The sequence below is a fragment of the Fonticella tunisiensis genome (assembly GCF_004364155.1).
Classification (GTDB): Bacteria; Bacillota; Clostridia; order Clostridiales; family Caloramatoraceae; genus Fonticella; species Fonticella tunisiensis.
Genome location: NZ_SOAZ01000008.1, coordinates 103,468 through 125,620, shown reverse-complemented (window position 1 = coordinate 125,620; position 22,153 = coordinate 103,468). Strand labels below are relative to the sequence as shown.

Below are 22,153 nucleotides of genomic sequence, written 5' to 3'. Positions count from 1 at the left end.
CCAGTAAAAATCGGAATTTACATATTTCAATTATTATTCATCTAAACCATTACATATCAAGGGGCTACGCCCTATTTATTTTTTTAGCTGCGAAACTTCTGTTTTTCTATGGAAAATGCCTACATCATTACTCTTTTATCCCCTATTCTTTTTGTTAACTTAATAGAATCGAAGTATTCAAGTATAGAAATCGCATATTTCCTACTTGAGCCTATTAAATCCCTGAATTCAGCCGCCGTAATTTCTCCCCTTGCCCCAATAAAATGTATGACACTTTCTTTTGCCTCTTTAAAGTTGTCTGAGGTTAAATAGATATCTTCGTTAATCTTAATGATAATACCCATATCAACAAGGGCATTAAAAACTATCCTTGCTGCCTTTTCTTCTTTTCCAAAGGATTTCATCAGCTCCTCAGGTTTTGGGGGTTGAAATTTTGCGTCATTGAAAGCTTTAATTATTTTATTTTTAATCTCCATCTGGCTATTGTCAAACTTTACTTCAAAGTCAATTCTCCACACTACATCTTCTCCAGTCTTTAAAGTATCAACTTTAAGAAGCTCAATAAGCGCATCAAATATCTTTTGTTTTATAGATTTACCAAAAATCTTAGCCTTGAACTCCTCCTTTGAAATTCCAGCTTTCAAGGGATTGTTTTTGTGAAATTCATTTAAGAGTTTAATGGCCCTGGATTTTATATCCTTTAGATAATCGTTATGAATATATACATTTCCTTCACTTAACAGTATTTCAATTATTTTCCTCTCCCTTAAAAGCTTCTTAATAATACTATCTATGTCAGCTATTCCCTTTCCTGACAACTTTATAATATCCTCTTTTAATGGATAAAGCTGGCTGTTCATTTTTATTGTCTGCTCAACGACATCTACAGGATCCCCTTTTTCCTTTAGGAGTAACTCTTCAATAACGTTTTTATCAAAGTATTTATGTTTAACAGGGTTGGGTTCAAGAATCGTCCCTCCCCCAATTGTATGCATGGGAGAATAACTCCTTATTACATATTTGTCTCCTCTTCTTGCTGCAATTGGAGATTCCAGCCTTACTTGTATCAGAGCACTTTCTCCAGGATTTACTATTTCCTTATCAAGTATCACTATTCTTCCAAGTATTTCAGAGGTTCCATGGTATAATCTTATCCTATCCCTGTTTTTTAAAGGTCTTGGTGCATCTTTAAGGTAGTTAAGCCTGCAGTCTATCATAAGAGAATTTATCATAGCTCCAGGTCTTGAAACAACATCGCCGCGCTTAACTTCACCGATTTTCACTCCTGCAAGGTTTATGGCAACTCTTTGTCCTGCGTATGCTGTTTTAACAGATTTTTCGTGAACTTGAATACCTCTTATTCTCGTTTTTATCCCACTTGTATATACTTCACATTCATCTCCCTCATTTACAATGCCGGATATCAATGTTCCTGTTACAACCGTACCAAAACCACTAACCGTAAAAACGCGATCTATTGGTATTCTAAAATCAGTAATTAAATCTCTATTTTCCAAATCCATAGTCATAGCATCAATAGTTTTTGTTAAATTGTCAAGGCCTTCTCCGGTAACTGATGATACCGGAATAACAGGTGCATCCTTCAGAAAGGTTGTACTAAATTCTTTCTTTATATCTTCAGCAATCATATTCAGCCATTCTTCATCTACCATATCCTTCTTTGAAATTACAACAATCCCTTTTTTGATGTCCAGAAGTTCGAGAATGTTTAAATGCTCTCTAGTCTGGGGCATTACACCTTCATCCGCTGCAATGACAAGGAGAACAATGTCTATTCCTCCAACACCCGCAAGCATATTTTTTATAAACCTTTCATGGCCCGGAACATCTATAATACCGGCTCTTCTACCAGATGGAAGATCGAAATAGGTAAAGCCGAGGTTTATAGAAATACCTCTTTCCTTTTCTTCCTTCAAAGTATCTGTATCCCTTCCTGTTAATGCTTTAATTAGTGTTGTTTTTCCATGATCTATATGTCCTGCGGTACCGATAATAACATGTTGCAATTTCATCACCTCTATACAAGACTATCAAGGGTATTTACGATTATTTTGTATTCATCATCAAACAATGTCCTCACATCAATTAACATTCTGTCTCTGTATAACCTGGTTATTATTGGTATATCACATTTCCTGAGCTCTTTGTCAACATCCTCTATGGATTTATTGTTAAACTTTAATGCAACAGCAAAGGTTTTTAACTTTTCAAGTGGCATGGCCCCTCCCCCAACCTGGGAATATTCTTCAATAACTTCTATAACTGCCCTATCCTTTAATTTGGCTTTGAGCATTCTCATAAGCTTTGCTGCATCTTTTTTTATTTTCTCAGCCGGCTTTGTGAGCATGAAAAGCCCCGGTATTTCCCTTATAGCCTTATCCTCATCAAGATACAACTTTAATGTTGCTTCCAAAGCAGCCAGTGTCATCTTATCTATTCTAAGGGCTCTTGTCAGCTGATTTTTCTTAATCATATCTATATATTTTTTCTTACCGGCAATAATCCCTGCCTGCGGCCCTCCAAGCATCTTATCACCGCTAAATGTAACAATATCAATTCCCTTCATAATACTGTTTTGTACAGTTGGCTCATATGTAAGCCCGTATTTTGAAAGATCGATGAATACACCACTTCCTATGTCCTCGATTACTGGAACGTTGTACCTTTCTCCAAGTTTTATAAGTTCACCCAGTTCCACTTCCTCTGTAAACCCCAGTATTTTATAATTGCTCTGATGCACCTTAAGTATAACCCCTGTATTTTCATTTATGGCATTTTCGTAATCATAAAGGTGGGTCCTGTTTGTTGTACCAACTTCTACAAGCTTTGCTCCACTCTGTTCCATAACAGCTGGTACCCTGAAGGATCCTCCTATTTCTACAAGCTGCCCCCTTGAAACAACAGCTTCCTTTCCCTTCGATAAAGTGGACAATACCAGCATAACAGCAGCAGCGTTATTGTTAACAACAAGTGCCCCTTCAGCTCCGGTTATTTTGCATAAAAGCTCTTCTACATGGCTATATCTTGAACCCCTTGTTCCATTTTCAAGATCAAATTCAAGGTTGTTATATTTTGATGCAATGTTTACGACAGCGTCTACAGCCGTTTTTGCAAGTACTGCCCTCCCAAGATTGGTATGAAAAATTGTGCCTGTTCCATTGATAACTCTTTTCAAATGTGGCTGAACCTTTCTACTTATACATTTTAAAACTTCATCAAGGATTTTATCCTTTGAAAACTCCAATATGCTGCCGGATAAAATTCCACTGCGATATTTATCAAGAGTTTCCCTTATCGCCTCAACCTTAACCACTCTCGATATATTTTCCAATTTCATTATTCTTTCCTCTCCAAGCAAAGCATCTACTTTTGGCAGAGATGCTAAAAGCTCTTTTTTCTCTTGCATAATTGAACCTCCTGACAAAAATAAAGGTTCAGGGATGCTGAACCTATTCAATAATTAAATGCTTATTTCTAAATTCTGTTACATATCCAACAATAAAACTATCCACTCCAGATTCATTAAGCTCTCTATTTAATCTATTAGCTTCCGTTTCAGGAAGAGAATACAATAACCCTCCTGAAGTCTGCGGATCAAACAGAAGGTCTATAACATGTTCTTCTTCAATAAGCTTCAAATATTTGCCTTCCGCATATTTTTTGTTTCTATAGGTTCCTGCAGGTATTAGGCCCATTTTAGCGTACTCCTCTGCTCCCTCGATATATCTTACTTTTCTGCTTTCCAAATGTATAGTCACCCCACTGCCTTCCGCCATTTCAAGGGCATGACCAACGAGTCCAAAACCAGTTATATCAGTGCATGCGTTGACTTTATATTTTCTTGCCCTTTCAGCAGCATACCTATTAAGTGTAGACATATATTTTACGGCTACATCCATATGTTTTTCTTCTGCTATTTCTCCCTTTGACGCTGTGCTTATTACTCCTGTTCCAATTGGTTTTGTAAGTATCAGAAGATCTCCAGGCCTGGAGCTTGCATTGGGAAGTATTTTATCAGGGTGTACTATTCCCATAACAGAAAGGCCATATTTTGGTTCCCTATCATCTACAGTATGGCCTCCAACAATAATAGCCCCTGCTTCCTTTACTTTATCAGCTCCACCGCGAAGTATTTCTCCTAATATATTCATATCCTCACAGGCTGGAAAGCATGCGATATTGAGAGCAAGTACTGGATCTCCCCCCATAGCATATACATCGCTTAATGAGTTTGTTGCAGCTATCTTTCCAAACGTATATGGATCATCCACTATTGGAGTAAAGAAATCCAAGGTCTGAATAACTGCTGTTTCATCGTTTATTTTATATACAGCAGCATCGTCAGAAGTATCTATACCAACAAGCAGATTTTCATTTTTTATCTTCGGCAAATGACACAGCACCTGTGCCAGGGCATCTGGCCCGATCTTAGCCGCTCATCCCGAGGCCTGTGTCATATTGGTGAGCTTTATTTCATTTTTCATGTTTAAGCCCTCCTTTCTTATATACTATATTATAATATCTCACAATACTTATTCAACGTCAACGAACTGTTATTTTATCCTCAATGGCCTTAAATCTGGAATCTCCAATACCGCTTACATTTTTTATATCTTTTATATCTTTAAAGTACCCATTTTTATCCCTGTAATCTATTATTCTTTGAGCAAGGGCATCGCCGATTCCATCGAGTTTCTTTAGATCCTCGATTCCAGCTGTGTTTATATTTATTTTACCATCCGATGTTATTGCACTTAAACTCTGGGAAATTTCTCCTGTGTTTTCTGATAGAGCTGCCTTTGGATGGACTATTATAAAATCCTCATCCTTCAATTTAGCAGCAAGGTTAATCCTTAAAACATCGGCTTTTTCAGTAAAGCCACCCGCCATTGATATTAATTTTTCAATTCTATCCCCATCATTTAGAGTATACACTCCAGGCTTTTTAACCTCCCCACATATATAAACTGATATCTTATCTGGCTGGGCTTTTCCTTCAGGTTGATAGGAATTGACGTTTCTAACTACTTCAATTTCAGTTTTTTTCTTATTATTAAAATATATTGCTGAAATAAAGAAAAGAACTATTATTGAAAAAGCAATCAGTCCTATTTTTTCTCTTCTTGTTAAATCCATGTTATCACCCAGTTAGATTGTGAACATATTTTTTCAATTTTAAACCTTTCATTGTTTGTATGGGATTTTTTTGATATAATTAACTGGACAATTATTAAGGAGGTACCTATGAAAAAGTTTCTTGCGTTATTGATTACAATCAGTATGATATTAACACCACAAATAAAGGCTAAGGCGAGTGAAGAACCTTCGATAATCGCTGAGGGTGCAATTCTTATGGATTTAAACACGGGAGAAATACTTTACGAAAAAAATGCATATAAGCAATTTGAACCAGCGAGTATTACAAAAATTATAACTGCATTAATAACTCTTGAAAAAACTAAACTTGATGATAAGGTCGTTGTTGGAAAAAATCCTCCTTATGAGGACGGAAGCAAAATATATCTTTTGGAAGGAGAAGAGTTGACAGTTGAACAGCTTCTATATGCTCTCCTGCTTGAATCAGCAAACGATGCAGCACTTGCCCTGGCAGAACATATAGCCGGTTCAAAGGAGGCTTTTGCAAAGATGATGAATGAAAAGGCTAAGGAAATTGGATGTAAAAATACTAACTTTGAAAATCCTAACGGCCTTCCTGAGCCTAACCATTATACAACAGCCTATGACATGGCTCTTATAGCTAAAAAGGCTATGGAAAATCCTATATTCAGAAAAATCGTCGCTACAAAAGCCTATCAAATACCTCCAACAAACAAGCAGCCTGAAACAAGATACTTTTTAAACCATAACAAACTTCTAACTACTCAAAAGCATGGATATCAGTGGGCTGATGGAATTAAAACTGGATATACCGGAAGTGCAAGGCATACATTTGTTGGTTCAGCAACAAAGGGCGATCAAAAGCTTGTAGCTGTTGTTTTAAAGGATGATGCAAATTTCTACAATGATGTGCGTAAACTTTTCAACTATGGATTTGATAATTTCACATATAACAGAATAGTATCAAAAAGTGACGTAGTTTCTACGATCAACATCGATGGTGATTCAAATCAAATACCTGTATTCCCATCGGAGGATTACTATATAACATCCCCAAAGGACAACGAGCCCTTAATCAGCAAGGAAGTAGTTTTGAATAAATCTTTTTCCAGCATAAAGAAGGGCGACGTAATAGGTTACCTTAACATATCCGTTGGAGATAGCAAGACCAAAAAAATTCCCTTAATTTCCGGAGGTAATTATGAAAGCTCCCTGTACAATTTAATATCAACAGGGAACGGCTACTATAAAGAAAGAATAAAATTAAAGATCATATATTTAAGTGTCGGTTCTGTCTTCGGTCTATTTATTATTAGCGGTTTTTATAGAGCAATGAAAACCAAAAGAAAAAAATCCGGATATAAACACAGCAGGCTGTTCTAATGCCTGCTGTGTTATGGAACTATTGCAATGGCTTCTATTTCGACAAGTGCATCCTTTGGAAGTTTACCAACCTGAACAGCCGATCTTGCCGGCATCTTTTCGTTAAAATACTGGGAGTATACCTCGTTTACTGCAGCAAAATCATTAATATCCCTTAAGAAAACAACTGTTTTTACAACATGTTCAAGATCTGTTCCTCCTGCTTCAAGTAATGCTTTCAGGTTCTCAAGGGATTGTCTTGCTGCAGCCTTAACATCTCCCGTAACAAGTTCACCTGTAGTTGGATTTATTGGAATTTGACCTGAAGTAAATAATAAATTCCCAACTTTAACTCCCTGGGAATATGGGCCTATAGCAGCAGGTGCATTTCTTGTGCTTATAATAACTTTATCCATATGTATAACCTCCTGGTTTAAATTACCATTTATTATTATAACATTAAAAGTGTTTTTTCAATTAAACAGCAGAACCATCTTCCATAGCTGGAAGAAGTCCTATATCGACCTATAACGATATTTTCTCAGCATCAGCCCATAGTCTTTCAATTCCATAGAATTCCCTGTCTTCGTTATGAAATATATGGACTATTATACTGCCATAATCAAGAAGTATCCACCTTCCAGTTTGATAACCCTCCTTATGGTTTAACTCATATCCCTTTTCTGCCATCTTTTCCTCTATTTCATCGGCGATTGCCCTTACCTGTACAGTTGAATTTCCGCTACATATGATAAAGTAATCGGCAATCGGTGAGATGTCCCCAACATTTAGTATTCTAATATCCTTCGCCTTTTTTTCAGAGGCCGCTAACCCAACAAAGTAAGCCATGCTTGATGAGCTTTTCAATAACATTACCTCCTAACTTTTATCTTAGTATATAAATATGCCTTTATTTTACTTATGGATAAAATTATTTTACACTATCCCTTCCAAGTATTACAACTACCTCTGATTCACCACTGTTTTCCTTCATTTTGATTACATTGCCAAAGTTCAAATCTCTTTGAACTATATGCCCATAATCCTTTAAACTATAATCCCTTATCATTGAAGTATTAATTTTCCTTGGATAGTTTCCCGTTTCAACAATTTTGTATCCCATTTTAATCAGTTCATCCTTATATTTTGATGCAAGACCCGACTCTCCTGCAGCGTTAAGCACTGTAACTTTTATGTCGCTTCTATCTATTTCCACTTTATCTGTGCTTATACCTCCTCTGAAATTCTTCAAATACTCCACATTCTTTTCCCCGTTATATATGAAGTAGGAAACACCGCCAATATATTGAGGTTCTCCTTGGAGCATCTTCCTTTCAATTTTAGAAACATCGATGTTTTTAAGCTTCAAAGCATATATTAAAATATCTTCAGGTTCCAGATTTGTTTTTATATACTTGGAAACTGTATTCATAAGTAAAGGAAACCTTATGATTCCCGAAGGTGTCTTTAATTTTTCAATAATCTTCAGTATAAACTCCTGCTGCGTTTCCTGTCTTCCAAGATCCCCCATCTCATATCCGGAACCATCATTATTTTTACGCCACCTGACAAATGCCTCCGCACCCTTTCCATCAAGATGGATTTTTTCCCCTTTTTTAAAATGTATATGTATGTCATTAGCGTCATAATCCATATTCCTTGGAATTATTACATCAATACCACCAATTGCATCTATGCATTTTCTGAAACCTTCATAATCTATCCTAACATAGTAGTTTATTTCAATTCCAAGGAGTTTTTCAACTGCTTCTATTGCGGTTTTGGGACCTCCAACAGCATGGGCACTGTTTATTTTAGCAGCATGGCCATTGATATTAACCCTCGTATCCCTTGGAATGGACAGCATAAAAACTTTATCATTCTTGGGAACATATCTAATAAGCAACATGGTATCAGATCTTTTTGGGTTATTTTGCGATTTATTATTATAATCTCCTGCATCAACCCCTAAAATCAGAATATTTACGGGATCGCTGAATTTAACCTTTTTAGGCTGTATGCTGTCCCGGCTAAATCCTCTAAGAATATTATAGCCGTATGCAAAAAATATAAGAGATAGACCTAAAACAATCAAAAAAAATATTGAAATAAAGTTTCTTTTCTTATTTTTATTTCTGGCAGTTCTTGATTTTTCCATACTATTTTTCATCCTTTTAATAATAAACTATTTCTAAACTCAATGGTTAAAGGATGTACCAGGAGATTTCTATTAATTACATATATTAATGTGCTGTTACAGGATAGGATTAATGCCTCGTCAAGATTTGAAATCGCCGCCCTTCTTATATCTGAAACACCTGGAAAACTTCTTTCTTCTTCAATTAAATCAGCAAGAAAGATTATTTTTTCAAGAAGGGTCATATTTTTACGGCCAGTTGTATGAAAAGCAATAGCATTTAATATATCCCTATCCTTAATATCAAACTCTTCCCTGCAGTATTCAGCTCCCACATAACCATGAAGCAGCTGAGGGGACTTAAGCTGTATATCGTCTACGCTAATCCCATATCTTTTACTCTCCTTTAAAAGTTCATCATCCGTAAGTTGCTTTGCAATATCATGGGTTATTGCCGCTATTTTGCACTTTTCAATATTCTCACCATAAATTTTCCCAAGCTTCACAGCTTCCTTTTCTACCCTTAATGAATGATTAAACCTTTTTTCTCCAAGCCTTTCTCTAACTTTTTCCTTTATATATTCATATGGTTTCATCTTATTCACCTCTGTAAAGACCTTTATTTAATATGTATTCCAAAACCTTATCAGGGACCATATATCTTATACTTTTATTTTCTGAAACTTTCTTTCTTATTTCTGTTGATGATATCTCGATATCAGGAATATCTACAAGGTATATGTTTGCTGAATACTTCTTTACTTTTTTGTCAATTTCCTTCTTCATGTCAGTATAATCGTTTCCCCTGTTTACAACTACGAAGGAGGAAAGTTTAAAAACATCATCTATTCTTTTCCAGCTGTCCATATCCCTTAGAGTATCATAGCCTACGATAAAATAAAAACTTGTATTGGTGTTAAGATTTCCAAGCTCAAGCAGAGTGTCGTATGTGTAAGTTTTTCCCCTTCTTTTAACTTCTATATCGCTTACTTCAAATTTTTCATTATTTTCAATAGCCAATTTGACCATTTCAAACCTGTGCTCAGCAGATATAACATCACTTCCAGTTTTATGAGGTGGATCTCCCACAGGCATAAATAAGATCTTATCAAAATTCATCTTTTCCAGTACTTCCTGAGCAGCAATCAAATGGCCGATATGTATTGGATTAAAAGTGCCTCCCATTATGCCAATCTTTTTCATATGTACACCTTCCAGTTAATATTATACATTTTATTATAGCAAATTTACTACATAAACAAAACTATGTGCATCATTAAAAAGGGTTAGACAAGCAAAGCTCATCCAACCCGAAGTATATTGGTTTTCATTTTTTCTGATATACTGGAAGCTCTATTTTTGGTTTCTCCTTGGCCCTTCTATAAATAACAAATTTGTTTCCAATCACCTGGACAGGTTCCGCATTTAGCGCCTCACAAATTTCATCACAGCATTCCCTGGCGCTAAGAAGGCTGTTTTTCAGCACAGTTAACTTAATAAGTTCCCTTGCCTCCAGAGTTTCATCGACCTGCCTGAGAAAAGCTTCGTCTATTCCATTTTTCCCTATCTGCAAAACAGGATTAATATTATTTCCTAAGGCTCTTAAATAGCTTCTCTGTTTTCCCGTCAGCATACCTTCACCTCTATTCCACAAATTCAAACTCAAAGTCATTCATTCGAACCGTATCCCCGTCTTCTATTCCCATATCCTTAAGTTTTTGAATTATTCCATGTTTTTCCAAGACCTTATGGAAATATTTAAGGGATTCACTGTCATAAATGTTGGCGCTCATTAGAAGCCTATCTACAAAGGAACCACTGATAACAAAGGCTCCATCATCGTCTCTTTTAATTTCATATGTAAAACGCTTCTCTTCCGGAATAAACATCTCTTCTTCTTCAGCCTCTTCCACTGGAATAGTGTCAAGCAGGCTTGAAACGTACAGCATAAGCTCCCTTAGCCCTTGGTTGGTAGCTGCTGATATCTTAAATACTTTTATACCTATTTTATCCATCTCTTCTTTAAGCCTTTTTAAATTTTCCTCTGAGCCGGGTATATCTGATTTGTTGGCAGCGACCAATTGGGGTTTATTTGCAAGCTTCTCGCTGTATAGTTTAAGCTCTTCATTTATTTTATAAAAATCATCCACAGGGTCCCTTCCCTCAATGCCCGACACATCTATTACGTGTACTAAAAGTCTTGTCCTTTCAACATGTCTCAAGAATTCAATACCGAGACCTACCCCCTCGTGTGCTCCCTCTATAAGTCCAGGTATGTCAGCTAAAACAAATCCCTTTGCTCCATGTATATCAACCACTCCAAGGTTTGGAGTAAGAGTTGTAAAATGATAATTAGCTATTTTGGGCTTAGCCCCTGTCACCATGGAAAGAATAGTTGATTTACCTACGTTTGGAAAACCGATGAGACCTACATCTGCTAAAAGCTTTAATTCCAGCACAACCCATCTTTCTTCGCCGGGCATTCCAGGTTCAGCAAAATCCGGAGCCTGCCTTGTAGGAGTTGCAAATCTTGCGTTACCTCTTCCCCCTCTCCCGCCCTTTGCAACAGTTGCTCTCTGCCCTTCCTTTGTAAGATCAGCAATTATCCTGTTTGTTTCTGCATCTCTAATAACGGTACCAGGTGGAACCTTTAAAATTAAGTCTTCTCCATCCCTGCCAAACATATTGCTTCCTGCACCGTTAGCTCCACTCTGAGCCTCATATTTCTTTTTATATTTAAAGTCGAGGAGCGTTCTCATCCCATTGTCAACAACGAAGACTATATCTCCTCCATCTCCTCCATCACCTCCATCCGGACCGCCAAATGGAACATATTTTTCTCTGCGGAAGGAAACAGATCCATTTCCACCATCACCTGCTTTCACATATATTTTTGCAACATCTACAAACATTTTATCACCTGCCTATTGTTTGATCAGTTTTTGCCCACTTCGAGTATAACATATATGTCATTTTTTCTTCTGTTTATTTTCAAACTGCACTCTGACATGCTGTACAAAATTTCACTGTGTTCTGCAGATTTATCGTAGAGCACTTCCTTTTCTTTAGCGATATTAACATTAGAAAGAGATAGCTTAAAATGGTGCGGCTCTCCGGATAGATGAGCATATATTCTGTTTTTATCTAGTACCTGAAATACTCTATTTTCCTTTATCAAATCAAATGCTTTTTTTATATCTTCTATATTTTTTGATATGAAATCATTAGATATACATTCCAGCTCGCATGTGAACTCAAACTCACTTCCATTTTTCATGCAGTAATTCATATAGTCCTGAATAAGTAGTGAAAATTCAGGACATTCTAGATTAAAAACCATACTCATATCTGCCATTTTTCTGTTTATTCTCTTTATATAATTTACAGCTTCCTGAGACTTATTTACTTGTATATATCCATATATTATCTGCAGATAATTCATAAAGTCATGCCTTTGAATGCGCATCTGTTCAACAGCATATCTGAATTTCCAATCATCTTTTCTCATATTACCACTCCTTAAAATCAAAGGGTGTTAAGGATCAATTAAAACAAGGCTGACATTTTAATCAATAAAAAAGCACCCAAAAGGGTGCAAAATTATTGAGCTATATCAACGGGATATACGCTAACCTTCTTTTTGTCTCTTCCCATTCTTTCGAATCTAACAATACCATGAACCTTGGCGAATAGTGTATCATCCTTGCCGATTCCAACATTTTCACCAGGATGTATTTTAGTTCCCCTCTGTCTTACAAGTATGTTGCCTGCAAGCACATATTGTCCATCTGCCCTCTTCACTCCAAGGCGTTTGGATTCGCTGTCTCTACCGTTCTTGGAACTACCCACACCTTTTTTGTGTGCCATTAATAACACCTCCTTACAAAGGGTATATATGTTCATTAAGCTTCGATTTTTTCAATCTTAATTTGAGTATATGGTTGACGATGGCCCTGCTTTCTTCTATAGTCCTTCTTCTTCTTGAATTTGAAAACTATTATCTTCTTAGCCTTACCATGCTTTAATACAGTAGCTACAACCTTTGCTCCTTCAACCACAGGTGTGCCAACAGTTAACTTACCATCCTTTGAAACAGCAAGAACTTCGTTGATTTCAACAGTTGAATTTGCTTCAGCATTTAGCTTTTCAACAAAAAGAACATCTCCTTCTTGTACTCTGTACTGCTTTCCTCCAGTTGCTATTATTGCGTACATTTGAACACCTCCTCCTACCAGTCTCGCCGTTAGACAGGCACGCTGTGCGTTTAAAGCCTGCTCCGTGCGGTCTACAAATGCCATTCTATCATAGCTGTACTATGTTGTCAACTTTTATAGTGCATTTTTGGAATAAATTTGACTCCCTAATCATGAATTTTAATATCAATGGAAACTACACCTTCGTTGTTTTCTTCATATTTTATTACTTTTCCCATTATGGTTTTATTGTTCAATTCAACCTTTGCGTAATCTTCCTCATCATAATCTCTAAAACGATAATTTTCAATGAAATCTGCCTTAATAAATTCTAAGAATACACCGTATCGTTCTAACATGAGCTTTTGAAAGTCTTTATAGGTAGCTCCCAGCTCGTCAAACAAATATGAAGATACATGTAATCTAAATTTATTTTTATTATATTGCCTTGAAAGTCTGGCGCACGTGTTTTCAATACTTTTAAGTGCAAAGGCTGAACTATATATATCTTTCCCCTCGTCAAAATAAACAAGCTCCGAAGTTCTTTTTCCCTTCCTTGATCTTGCCATTTCCACGAGCCCAAGGGAGGTAAAACCGTATATTCTGCTTGAGATCCTGTCGCTTTTAAATTGCTCCTTTAAAAAAAGCAATATCTGCTCCCGTTCTTCGCTGATGCGCATATCAATAAAATCAATCAAAATTATGCCTGAAAGGTTTAAAAGTACTACAGCTTTCCTTATGGCGCTGCAGGCTTCTATGTTAGTATTAAAAATAATATCCTTATCTTCACTATTTGCAATAGAACTGCCTGTATTAACATCAATAGAAGTAAAGGCTTCAGTCCTGTCAATCAAAAGATATCCTCCCGAGGGGAGATTGATTCTTTTATTAAACAGAGCTTCAATATCCCTTTCCAATTTATCAAACCTGCTGAAGTTATACATGTCATACTTTACTTTAATACATGATGCGGGATAAAAATTTTTTATCATAACCTTAAGATGGGTTAAGTCCTCATCATTGTTTACATATATATATTCTATATCCTGTTTAACGAACTCCCTGAAAATGTAATCTATAAATCTTCTGGAGTTGAAAAGTAAAACAGGCGGTTTTATATATCTACACTTATTGACAATATCCTGCCAGAGCAGTTTTAAATATTCATATTCTTTTATTATATCCTCATCGCGAGCATTCGAAGCCTCACTTCTTATTATCAGTCCAAATCCCTCTTCGGCAAAATTCTTCGAAAGGTTTTTAAGACGGCTTCTTAAACCCTCATCACTTATTTTTCGGGATATGCCTGTATATCTGCTCCCTGGAAGGAGCACGATGTATTTACCCGGAATTCTTATCCTGCCTGTTACTCTTGGCCCTTTATCACCTGCCCCTTCCCTTATAACCTGAACGATTATATCCTGACCTCTTTTTAAATCGGATGTGCCTGCTGTGTCTTCAAAGTGCAAAAGAGCATTTTTACCAGTACCAATATTAACAAAGGCAGCGTTAAGTCCCGTTACAACATTCTCAATCCTTCCAATATATATATTACCAGCTAAATTGCCTATATCGCTGTTTTCAATATGAAGATCTATTAATCTTCCGTCTTCATATAAACCAGCCCTGCATTGTGTAATACCCCTATCTATATATAACTCCTTCATCAAATCACTTCCCTGAGAAGTACTCATCAAGCACAATCCATTTTTCATCCTCTATAGAATAAATGTCTTCCCTAACTATCTCCGGGAAGCCATATATTCTATTTTCTGAATACTCCTTGAGCACGTCAACAATAATCTCGGGATTAAGATTATACCTGCTTCCTGCGCATAAATAGCATTTAAAAACAACAGAATCAACGTTCCATGCTTTTATAGCTATATCCCTTATCAATGGCCTTATATTCACCATTTTTACTCCCGTCTTGGTTTTCTTTTCTTTAATAATTTCCTTTGATGACATTATACGGTTAACTACATCGGTTAAATCTTCAAATTTGAGATTGTGCTTTAGCTTTATGTGGTATTCTGCCCCCATCACTGCTGACATGGAAGGCGGAAGTTTTTTTTCAATATAGATAACTTTTAAAACCTGAATACCCTGCGGCAGCTGTTCATTGAGCCTTTTTATAAACTCCTCCTGTGGAATATATTCGCTAAGCTCAACGTCTGCATATTCCCCATTGCTTGATATACCAAGGGAAAGTGGTGCTGCAATTGACAAACTAGGGTGAGGATTATATCCCTTTGAATAAGCAACCTTAATGCCTGCCCTTCTAAAAGCCCTCTGAAGCGTTCTCATGGTGTCGAGGTGGGATATAAACCTGGCTTCGTTATTCTTGGTAAACTTTATTAAGATTCGCTCCATTGAAGCATTCACCGCCTTTCAAATATGCTGTAATACCGCAGCCGGTACACCCCAGCCTGCAGTCCCTGGTTAGCGCCCCTTCCTGTGCCATCTTAAGCTCTCTTTTAAGATAAGCTTTTGTCACACCGACATCTATAAAATCCCATGGAAGGATTTCATCAAGGCTTCTTCTCCTATATGCATAAAATTCGGGATCTACTCCGCATGCTTTAAAAGCCTCCATCCATTTGTCATAATCGAAGTATTCCTGCCATCCATCAAACTTGCAGCCAAGTTCCCATGCTTTAATAAGAACCTTCGTAAGCCTTCTGTCTCCCCTTGAAAATACGGCTTCTAGAAAGCTTATGGGAGATTCATGCCAGTTGTAGGTTATACTCTTACTCTTTATTTTCTCTTTGAGGAATTTCTGCTTTTCCACAAGCACCTCTATTCTATCCTGTGGTTCCCACTGAAATGGGGTAAAGGGCTTTGGAACAAAGGATGATGTACTAACGGTTACATTCAGCCCTTTTTTCCTTTTATTCTTTGGAATAGAATAGTAAGTATCAACAACCTTTTCAGCGAGTTTAGCGATTCCCTCTACATCCTCAAAGGTTTCAAATGGAAGCCCTATCATAAAATAGAGCTTTATGGAACTCCAGCCGGATTCAAAGGCGCTCTTTGCAGAATTTATGAGATCCTCCTCCGTAACCCCCTTATTAATAACATCCCTCATTCTCTGGCTTCCAGCTTCTGGTGCAAAGGTTAATCCTGTTTTTCTGATTTTTTGTATTTCATTGATCAAATCAACAGAAAATGAATCTATTCTAAGTGAAGGTAGCGAAATTCCTACCTTATCCTCTTCATGATTTTTTACAAGTGTTGTTACGAGGTTTTTTATATCGGAGTAATCACATATGCTCAGCGACGTCAATGAAATTTCATCATATCCAGTGCTCTTAATAAGTTTTTCAGCAAGTTCAGTGATGGTCGCTGTTTTACGCTCCCTGACAGGCCTGTAAATCATTCCAGCCTGACAGAATCTGCATCCTCTTGTACATCCCCTAAAGGTCTCTATCATGATTCTATCATGTACTATTTCAGTTAGTGGCACCACAAGTTTATCAGGATAATAACTTTTATCAATGTCTTCGATAATCCGCTTGGTTATTACTTCAGGATATTGCCTTTTCTTTTGCACTCTTCTTTTTATTGTTCCATCCTCGTTATATTCAATGTCGTAGAATGAAGGAACATAAATACCCTGTATTCTGCTAACTTCCTCCAGGAATTCAATCCTTGAAGCCCTGCTCTTTTTCCATTTAATATAAATATCCAGTATTTCATCGATTACCTCTTCAGCTTCGCCCAGAACAAAGAAATCTGCAATATCCGCCAGAGGCTCAGGATTATATGCACAGGGCCCTCCAAAAATAACAAAAGGCCCCTTAGCCCTCTGACTGCTTAAAAATGGTATTCCTGCAAGATCAAGCATGTTTATAATATTTGTATAACTCATCTCGTATTGAAGTGTAAAACCTACAAAATCAAATTTACTAATTGGATCCTTTGATTCAAGTCCATACAGGGGTATGTTATTCTCCCTCATTTTGCTTTCCATATCAGGCCATGGTGCAAACACCCTCTCACAATAGGAGTCTTCCCTATCGTTTATCTTATGATAAAGTATTTTAATTCCCAGATGCGACATGCCTACTTCGTACACGTCAGGAAAACACATAGCAAACCTGACATCCACACTTTTCGGATCCTTATATACTGCATTTATCTCTCCGCCCGTATATCTCGCAGGCTTTGAGACAGACAATAATATTTCGTTGCCAATATCCACCATTTTCATTCCTCCTGTGTATTTAAATATGACATACATCTCCCTAATGAAATGTTTCCATATCTCAAATAATACTTTATGATATCCATTTCGCTAATGGTAAAATCAGGCTTCCCTTGAAAAGCATTAAGAACCATATAATATTTATTAAAGCAAAAAAGCTTTATAATATCAACAAGGGTTATCTCATTTGAAAAAACTCTATATTCAACCTTTAAAAATTTAATGGAATTAAACATTCTTTGTTTATACAAAACATCACTTATAGTTTTTATAAGTATTTGCCCTTTATTCCATATACTTTTTATAATCACCATAACTCCCAGAAATATAAAAAACAGGTTCTCAATATCTAAGTCCCTGAACAACGACACAACAACTATTATACATCCCAGAAGCAATCCATTCAAATTGATTATTTTATATGCATAATAGAAGCTTATGTTGTATGATATAATAACTCTTAAAATTCTTCCTCCGTCAAGAAATCCTGCAGGAATTAAATTAAATATTCCAAGGACAAGGTTTATATTTTTCAAGAGCTCACATCCATTCAAGCCTCTTTTTGAAAGAATGTAAAAAAACACAAAAAAAACAAAATTTATTAAGGGCCCTGACATACTTATCTTTATATCATCAAGGGGCTTAATAAATTCATCCTCAAAATAAACATATAAGCCAAAGGGTAAAATATAGAACCTTCTGTACTTATAGCCTAAAAGAAGTCCCGTAATACAGTGGCTTACTTCATGAATAAATATAAATACCACATATAAAATGTAATTCTTTATCAGAAGTGAAGCAATGATGAGTACTATTATTGAAACAATATTTTTTACAATGTATTTATAATCCATAATAGCCTCAGTTCGTACTTGCTTTAAGATAATTCAAGGGATTTACCGGCTGCTTACCATCATCTACTTCAAAATAGAGCTTTACAGAATTCGAATTTTCAGGTTTTCCTGCTTTGCCTATAACAGTACCCTTTACAACCCTGTCATCAGTATTCACTTTAATATCCGATAAAAATCCGTACACCGATTTAAATTGATTTCCATGGTCAATAACTATTGTAACAAGTCCGGTTCCGGTCTCTACGCTTTCAACAACTCCATCAAACACAGCCTTTACATCGCTGCCTTCTTTGGTTTCAATCAAAATTCCATTGTTAAATACTTCCTTTTTAGTTGTTTCATCAACCGTCTTACCAAATTGGGAGACTATCTTGCCTTCAACAGGTAAAAACTCTAAACTAAATCCTTTCTTATCATTTCTATTAATTAGATTGTTAAACACTACTTCGCTGCTTTCTAATCGATTTTTAAAGACCTCGGTTACCTCCTTGGTCATATCCTGATAAAATATCTCACGTATTTTATTGTTTATCTTTACCGTATTTGGATTATCTGTAAACTTAAATAGCAGCAATATTACAAAAAATATAAGCATTATGCCAAGTTGTTTCGCAAGCTTTACTGAATAACTTTTCTGTGTTTTTTTTCTGTTAAATTGGTTTTGATAGTACATAACACTCCCTCCAAACATATCATATAAATATTATATTTATATGATAATGAATAAATTACATAAAAAAACAGCGTATTTTCAACGCTGCTTTTTAGCTACTTTATCGAATTTATTAAAATGTGTGCCGTAGCCAGATTGGTAGCAACCGGCACGTTATGGACATCACATATCCTGACAAGAGCAGTTATATCCGGTTCATGGGGCTGCGCTGTTAATGGATCCCTTAAAAATATTACGAAATCAATCTCTCTACAGGCAATTCTGGCACCTATTTGTTGATCACCACCAAGGGGCCCGGAGAGAAACCTGTGAACATTAAGTCCTGTTACTTCGCTTATAAGCTTCCCGGTTGTTCCCGTTGCAAAAAGTTTGTGATCTTTAAGCACTTCACTGTATTCCTTTGCAAATTCCACAATTTCATTCTTCTTTTTATCATGTGCAATAAGAGCTATATTCAAACTAATCCCCCCTAAAAATTAATTTTCTGCCTCCTCATCCCTACATTCAATATTAGTGATATAGACACTACGCTTGTAAGGAGAGAACTTCCCCCATAGCTCATAAAGGGAAGAGGTATTCCTGTAATTGGCATCAGCCCTATATCCATGCCTATGTTTTGAAGTATCTGGAATGTAAACATGGAAAGAACGCCAAATACAACGTATGTTCCAAACTTATCCTTTGAAGTTCTTGCAATCTTAATTCCCTTAAATATTATGTTAAAATACAGAGCAAGTAAAATTACAGAGCCAAGAAATCCCCACCTTTCAGCAAATACAGTGAATATAAAATCCGTATGGGCTTCAGGTATAAACTTTCCACCTGACAGAGCATCGCTGGATGAAAATAGAGAGAAAAACTTTCCTGAGCCAACCGCCATTTTTGCAAGCATTGCATTATACCCGCTTCCAAGCCTGTCAAGTTCAGGTTTGAAAAATACAAGTATTCTATTCTTCTGGTACGGTTCAAGTATATCAAAGTTCCACAAAACCAGGACTCCCGAAATAGCTGCAATAAGACCTCCATAGATAAACTTTAAATCAAGACCCGCAACAAAGAGCATGCCGAGTATAGTCATTGCAAATATAAGGTTCGTCCCTGTGTCAGGCTGCAGCTGAATAAGTCCTATTGGTATAAGAGCATACAGTGCTATTTTCCCAAGATTCTTTGGAGTGTTTATATTTTCCATATCCTCCATAATCTTAGCCAGCGTAATGATCGTTATAATCTTTGCAAACTCAGAGGGCTGAATTCCAAGAGAACCAACTCCAAGCCAGGCCTTTGCTCCGTTTCTCTCAGAGCCGACTAATAAAACAAGCAAAAGCAAAATATTTATCCCGACATATAATATTTTATAATATCCTCCGATAACATTATAGTCAATGATTAAAATGTAAAATCCAGCAGCACTGGCTATGATGAACCATATGATCTGAGTTATAAAAGTTCTTGATGCACTTAAGTTAATATATGGTGGTTGGAATGATATAGCGTTTGTTGCAAATCCTATTGAAATAGTTCCAAGTATAGCTATTGCAATTACACTAAATAAAATGCTGTAATCAAGATATTTGAAAAGCTTCCTGTTCATTTTCATTTATAACACCTCATATTGTATAATACCAAATTATATCATTTTTTTCTACTAACAAAAAATGAAAAAGAGATAAGACATGATCTTATCTCCCCATATCCTTCATTTTCTTTATTGGTATGTTTGCAACAAGGGCCGGAGTGCTGGAGTTTTGTTCTCCCGTCCTGGTCAACTTTATCTCAAGACCGTCCTGATCAATTTCAGCGTAATCGGATATAACCCTTATTATATCACCCTTTACCATTTCTAAAAATTGAGGTGAAACGTTGGCTCTATCGTGAATGAGTATAAGCTTCAACCTTTCCTTGGCAACATCTTTGGATGGAGATTCCTTGCTAAAAATTTTAAATAAATCCATACAATCCCCTCCTATCTTTTAAACAATTTTTTAAGAACACCAAAGAAACCTGTATTTTCATCTTCCAGATCCAAAAACGGTACTTCTTCTCCCAGAATCCTTCTTGCTATGTTTTTGTAAGCCTGTCCAGCTTTTGAATGATCATCCGTTACTGCTGGCTCACCCCTATTAGTAGAAACTACAATTTTTTCATCATCAGGTACTATTCCCAGAAGTTTTATTGCAAGAATATCCGTCATATCCTCTATATTGAGCATCTCACCTTTTTTTGTCATTTCATATTTTATTCTGTTAATAATAAGTTGATGGTCATCAAGCCCCTTGGCCTCAATTTTACCGATAATTCTATCGGCATCCCTTACAGCCGAGACTTCAGGAGTTGTAACTATAATAGCCCTATCGGCACCGGCCACTGCATTTTCAAAACCATGTTCAATTCCTGCTGGACAGTCGATAATGACATAATCAAACTCGCCCTTTAATGTTTCAACGATATTTTGCATTTGTGATGGTGTAATTGCCGTTTTGTCCTTAGTCTGCGCCGTTGGAAGAAGAAAAAGGTTGTCAAACCTTTTATCCTTTATAAGTGCCTGCTTTAGCCTGCAAGTTCCCTCTGCTACGTCTATAAGATTATAAACTATTCTATTTTCTAATCCTAAATGTAAATCAAGGTTTCTTAACCCTGTATCGGCATCCACAACAACAACTTTTTTCCCAAGCATAGCGAGTGCAGTACCTATATTAGCAGTTGTTGTAGTTTTTCCAACTCCACCTTTTCCAGATGTAACAACTATAGATATGCCCATACTTTAAATCCCTCCAAGTTATAAGTATTTGTTTGGTAAATAGGGTTCAATAATAATGATATCGTCTTTTATCCTTGCAACTTCAGGTATACTGGATTTTTCAGTTCTTTCATCCGGTGACCTTGCAATAATGTCAGCTATCCTTAACTGGGAAGGCTGAAGAATGTAGGCGGCAACAAAAGCTCTTTTATTGCCATTATAGCCTGCGTGAGCCATACCCCTAAGCGTTCCGAGCACGATGATATTGCCATTTGCTACGATTTCAGCACCTGAATTAATATCACCAATTACAACTATATTACCATTGTAGGTTATGCGCTGTCCTGACCTTATTGTATTTTTAAAGAATTTTGTTCTTCCCTCATATATACCTGAAAAAATCTTCTCTTTTTTCTCTTCTTTATCACCCTTCTGATATAATAAAGTTATTCCAAACTCCTCTCTAAGATAATTCTCTATTTCGCGGTAGCAATCTAAGGATATATTTTTTTGTTCATCTACTATGTACATCCTGCATCCTGTGAAAAAATCCCTTGCCCTCATTATTCTTTGAGCCAATTCTTCTCTAAGCTGCTGGTAGCTGCATGAATTAACATAAACCTTTAGCCCATCCCTATATCCTTTTATGTTTATACTGCTCATAGAAACCTCCAGATGTAGCATATATTTTATAATTCTTCATATTATCCAATTTTCCTTCTTTAATCCAGAATTATTTTATCTACTAATTACAATTTTATCATACATATATTAACATAAAAATATATTTTTCAAACTAATTAGACTAACCTAATCTTCTGTACAAGCGAGGCAGTGAATTTAAGATATTT

General features: G+C 36.2%; 25 protein-coding genes. 1 reads left to right on the top strand and 24 read right to left on the bottom strand.

Features of this window, described 5'->3' with window-relative positions; translation table 11 throughout:
* Positions 1 to 119 precede the first annotated feature (119 nt).
* Genes selB through EDD71_RS06625 form a run of 4 tightly spaced genes read right to left on the bottom strand, consistent with a single transcriptional unit; the run spans position 120 to position 5,157 of the window.
* A complete protein-coding gene (gene selB / locus EDD71_RS06640; protein WP_133627963.1) occupies positions 120 to 2,027 on the bottom strand; it encodes a selenocysteine-specific translation elongation factor in 1,908 nt (635 codons plus the stop codon).
* An 11-nt stretch (positions 2,028 to 2,038) separates the two neighbouring features.
* Positions 2,039 to 3,427: an L-seryl-tRNA(Sec) selenium transferase gene (gene selA / locus EDD71_RS06635; RefSeq protein WP_133627962.1), complete on the bottom strand. Its 1,389-nt coding sequence runs from the start codon at positions 3,425 to 3,427 to the stop codon at positions 2,039 to 2,041.
* 43 nt (positions 3,428 to 3,470) lie between these two features.
* Positions 3,471 to 4,505 carry a selenide, water dikinase SelD gene (gene selD, locus EDD71_RS06630; protein ID WP_133627961.1) on the bottom strand — a complete coding sequence of 345 codons (1,035 nt, stop codon included), beginning with the start codon at positions 4,503 to 4,505 and terminating at the stop codon, positions 3,471 to 3,473.
* Positions 4,506 to 4,563: 58 nt separating this feature from the next.
* Positions 4,564 to 5,157 (bottom strand): helix-hairpin-helix domain-containing protein, encoded by a 594-nt coding sequence (locus EDD71_RS06625; protein WP_133627960.1) that lies wholly within the window; start codon positions 5,155 to 5,157, stop codon positions 4,564 to 4,566.
* 108 nt (positions 5,158 to 5,265) lie between these two features.
* Between EDD71_RS06625 and EDD71_RS06620 the strand changes: the two genes are divergently transcribed.
* Positions 5,266 to 6,522, top strand: a complete 1,257-nt coding sequence (locus EDD71_RS06620) for a D-alanyl-D-alanine carboxypeptidase family protein (RefSeq protein ID WP_133627959.1) — start codon at positions 5,266 to 5,268, stop codon at positions 6,520 to 6,522.
* 11 nt (positions 6,523 to 6,533) lie between these two features.
* Here the strand turns inward: EDD71_RS06620 and EDD71_RS06615 are convergent, their stop codons facing one another.
* The 20 genes from EDD71_RS06615 to minC form a co-directional block, all read right to left on the bottom strand.
* A complete protein-coding gene (locus EDD71_RS06615; protein WP_133627958.1) occupies positions 6,534 to 6,917 on the bottom strand; it encodes a RidA family protein in 384 nt (127 codons plus the stop codon).
* A 109-nt stretch (positions 6,918 to 7,026) separates the two neighbouring features.
* Positions 7,027 to 7,374: a ribosome silencing factor gene (gene rsfS / locus EDD71_RS06610; RefSeq protein WP_243116416.1), complete on the bottom strand. Its 348-nt coding sequence runs from the start codon at positions 7,372 to 7,374 to the stop codon at positions 7,027 to 7,029.
* Positions 7,375 to 7,432: 58 nt separating this feature from the next.
* A complete protein-coding gene (locus EDD71_RS06605; RefSeq protein ID WP_166636370.1) occupies positions 7,433 to 8,659 on the bottom strand; it encodes an LCP family protein in 1,227 nt (408 codons plus the stop codon).
* 8 nt (positions 8,660 to 8,667) lie between these two features.
* Complete coding sequence (yqeK, locus tag EDD71_RS06600; RefSeq protein ID WP_133627966.1) at positions 8,668 to 9,234, bottom strand: bis(5'-nucleosyl)-tetraphosphatase (symmetrical) YqeK; 567 nt, start codon at positions 9,232 to 9,234, stop codon at positions 8,668 to 8,670.
* A gap of 1 nt (position 9,235) precedes the next feature.
* On the bottom strand, positions 9,236 to 9,841 hold the full coding sequence (gene nadD / locus EDD71_RS06595) for a nicotinate-nucleotide adenylyltransferase (RefSeq protein ID WP_133627956.1): 606 nt from the start codon (positions 9,839 to 9,841) through the stop codon (positions 9,236 to 9,238).
* A 124-nt stretch (positions 9,842 to 9,965) separates the two neighbouring features.
* Entirely contained in the window at positions 9,966 to 10,271 is a 306-nt protein-coding gene (yhbY, locus tag EDD71_RS06590) for a ribosome assembly RNA-binding protein YhbY (RefSeq protein ID WP_133627955.1), read from the bottom strand.
* Between the two features lie 10 nt (positions 10,272 to 10,281).
* A complete protein-coding gene (gene obgE / locus EDD71_RS06585; protein ID WP_133627954.1) occupies positions 10,282 to 11,550 on the bottom strand; it encodes a GTPase ObgE in 1,269 nt (422 codons plus the stop codon).
* A gap of 23 nt (positions 11,551 to 11,573) precedes the next feature.
* On the bottom strand, positions 11,574 to 12,146 hold the full coding sequence (locus tag EDD71_RS06580) for a Spo0B domain-containing protein (RefSeq protein WP_133627953.1): 573 nt from the start codon (positions 12,144 to 12,146) through the stop codon (positions 11,574 to 11,576).
* 92 nt (positions 12,147 to 12,238) lie between these two features.
* The gene (gene rpmA / locus EDD71_RS06575) at positions 12,239 to 12,541 is read right to left on the bottom strand and encodes a 50S ribosomal protein L27 (protein WP_423244804.1); all 303 of its coding nucleotides are present in this window, start codon (positions 12,539 to 12,541) and stop codon (positions 12,239 to 12,241) included.
* Positions 12,541 to 12,852 (bottom strand): 50S ribosomal protein L21, encoded by a 312-nt coding sequence (gene rplU, locus EDD71_RS06570; protein ID WP_133627951.1) that lies wholly within the window; start codon positions 12,850 to 12,852, stop codon positions 12,541 to 12,543. The genes rpmA and rplU overlap by 1 nt, the downstream gene beginning before the upstream one ends.
* 146 nt (positions 12,853 to 12,998) lie before the next feature.
* The gene (locus EDD71_RS06565) at positions 12,999 to 14,498 is read right to left on the bottom strand and encodes an Rne/Rng family ribonuclease (protein WP_166636369.1); all 1,500 of its coding nucleotides are present in this window, start codon (positions 14,496 to 14,498) and stop codon (positions 12,999 to 13,001) included.
* Positions 14,499 to 14,502: 4 nt separating this feature from the next.
* Complete coding sequence (locus tag EDD71_RS06560) at positions 14,503 to 15,204, bottom strand: TIGR03936 family radical SAM-associated protein (protein ID WP_133627949.1); 702 nt, start codon at positions 15,202 to 15,204, stop codon at positions 14,503 to 14,505.
* Positions 15,170 to 17,038: a TIGR03960 family B12-binding radical SAM protein gene (locus tag EDD71_RS06555; protein ID WP_133627948.1), complete on the bottom strand. Its 1,869-nt coding sequence runs from the start codon at positions 17,036 to 17,038 to the stop codon at positions 15,170 to 15,172. The genes EDD71_RS06560 and EDD71_RS06555 overlap by 35 nt, the downstream gene beginning before the upstream one ends.
* A 2-nt stretch (positions 17,039 to 17,040) precedes the next feature.
* Complete coding sequence (locus tag EDD71_RS06550; RefSeq protein WP_133627947.1) at positions 17,041 to 17,892, bottom strand: site-2 protease family protein; 852 nt, start codon at positions 17,890 to 17,892, stop codon at positions 17,041 to 17,043.
* Positions 17,893 to 17,899: 7 nt separating this feature from the next.
* Positions 17,900 to 18,565 carry a murein hydrolase activator EnvC family protein gene (locus EDD71_RS06545; protein ID WP_166636368.1) on the bottom strand — a complete coding sequence of 222 codons (666 nt, stop codon included), beginning with the start codon at positions 18,563 to 18,565 and terminating at the stop codon, positions 17,900 to 17,902.
* 95 nt (positions 18,566 to 18,660) lie between these two features.
* The gene (locus tag EDD71_RS06540) at positions 18,661 to 19,023 is read right to left on the bottom strand and encodes a methylglyoxal synthase (protein WP_133627945.1); all 363 of its coding nucleotides are present in this window, start codon (positions 19,021 to 19,023) and stop codon (positions 18,661 to 18,663) included.
* 11 nt (positions 19,024 to 19,034) lie between these two features.
* Positions 19,035 to 20,162 (bottom strand): rod shape-determining protein RodA, encoded by a 1,128-nt coding sequence (rodA, locus tag EDD71_RS06535; RefSeq protein WP_133627944.1) that lies wholly within the window; start codon positions 20,160 to 20,162, stop codon positions 19,035 to 19,037.
* An 82-nt stretch (positions 20,163 to 20,244) separates the two neighbouring features.
* Entirely contained in the window at positions 20,245 to 20,517 is a 273-nt protein-coding gene (gene minE / locus EDD71_RS06530) for a cell division topological specificity factor MinE (RefSeq protein ID WP_133627943.1), read from the bottom strand.
* Between the two features lie 11 nt (positions 20,518 to 20,528).
* On the bottom strand, positions 20,529 to 21,323 hold the full coding sequence (gene minD / locus EDD71_RS06525; RefSeq protein WP_133627942.1) for a septum site-determining protein MinD: 795 nt from the start codon (positions 21,321 to 21,323) through the stop codon (positions 20,529 to 20,531).
* 18 nt (positions 21,324 to 21,341) lie between these two features.
* Positions 21,342 to 21,965, bottom strand: coding sequence for a septum site-determining protein MinC (gene minC / locus EDD71_RS06520; protein WP_166636367.1), 624 nt, complete (start codon positions 21,963 to 21,965; stop codon positions 21,342 to 21,344).
* Between the last annotated feature and the right edge of the window lie 188 nt (positions 21,966 to 22,153).

Bases quoted from the DNA above. Each gene is read 5' to 3' on its own strand.
- EDD71_RS06565 (WP_166636369.1), bottom strand. From the start codon at position 14,498: ATGAAGGAGTTATATATAGATAGGGGTATTACACAATGCAGGGCTGGT.
- selA (WP_133627962.1), bottom strand. From the start codon at position 3,427: ATGCAAGAGAAAAAAGAGCTTTTAGCATCTCTGCCAAAAGTAGATGCT.
- nadD (WP_133627956.1), bottom strand. From the start codon at position 9,841: ATGAAAAAGATTGGCATAATGGGAGGCACTTTTAATCCAATACATATC.
- rodA (WP_133627944.1), bottom strand. From the start codon at position 20,162: ATGAAAATGAACAGGAAGCTTTTCAAATATCTTGATTACAGCATTTTA.
- EDD71_RS06545 (WP_166636368.1), bottom strand. From the start codon at position 18,565: ATGTACTATCAAAACCAATTTAACAGAAAAAAAACACAGAAAAGTTAT.
- minD (WP_133627942.1), bottom strand. From the start codon at position 21,323: ATGGGCATATCTATAGTTGTTACATCTGGAAAAGGTGGAGTTGGAAAA.
- EDD71_RS06555 (WP_133627948.1), bottom strand. From the start codon at position 17,038: ATGGTGGATATTGGCAACGAAATATTATTGTCTGTCTCAAAGCCTGCG.
- EDD71_RS06560 (WP_133627949.1), bottom strand. From the start codon at position 15,204: ATGGAGCGAATCTTAATAAAGTTTACCAAGAATAACGAAGCCAGGTTT.
- EDD71_RS06620 (WP_133627959.1), top strand. From the start codon at position 5,266: ATGAAAAAGTTTCTTGCGTTATTGATTACAATCAGTATGATATTAACA.
- minC (WP_166636367.1), bottom strand. From the start codon at position 21,965: ATGAGCAGTATAAACATAAAAGGATATAGGGATGGGCTAAAGGTTTAT.
- yhbY (WP_133627955.1), bottom strand. From the start codon at position 10,271: ATGCTGACGGGAAAACAGAGAAGCTATTTAAGAGCCTTAGGAAATAAT.
- EDD71_RS06605 (WP_166636370.1), bottom strand. From the start codon at position 8,659: ATGGAAAAATCAAGAACTGCCAGAAATAAAAATAAGAAAAGAAACTTT.
- EDD71_RS06615 (WP_133627958.1), bottom strand. From the start codon at position 6,917: ATGGATAAAGTTATTATAAGCACAAGAAATGCACCTGCTGCTATAGGC.
- EDD71_RS06580 (WP_133627953.1), bottom strand. From the start codon at position 12,146: ATGAGAAAAGATGATTGGAAATTCAGATATGCTGTTGAACAGATGCGC.
- yqeK (WP_133627966.1), bottom strand. From the start codon at position 9,234: ATGAAACCATATGAATATATAAAGGAAAAAGTTAGAGAAAGGCTTGGA.
- rpmA (WP_423244804.1), bottom strand. From the start codon at position 12,541: ATGAACATATATACCCTTTGTAAGGAGGTGTTATTAATGGCACACAAA.
- rplU (WP_133627951.1), bottom strand. From the start codon at position 12,852: ATGTACGCAATAATAGCAACTGGAGGAAAGCAGTACAGAGTACAAGAA.
- obgE (WP_133627954.1), bottom strand. From the start codon at position 11,550: ATGTTTGTAGATGTTGCAAAAATATATGTGAAAGCAGGTGATGGTGGA.
- rsfS (WP_243116416.1), bottom strand. From the start codon at position 7,374: ATGTTATTGAAAAGCTCATCAAGCATGGCTTACTTTGTTGGGTTAGCG.
- EDD71_RS06550 (WP_133627947.1), bottom strand. From the start codon at position 17,892: ATGGATTATAAATACATTGTAAAAAATATTGTTTCAATAATAGTACTC.
- EDD71_RS06625 (WP_133627960.1), bottom strand. From the start codon at position 5,157: ATGGATTTAACAAGAAGAGAAAAAATAGGACTGATTGCTTTTTCAATA.
- minE (WP_133627943.1), bottom strand. From the start codon at position 20,517: ATGGATTTATTTAAAATTTTTAGCAAGGAATCTCCATCCAAAGATGTT.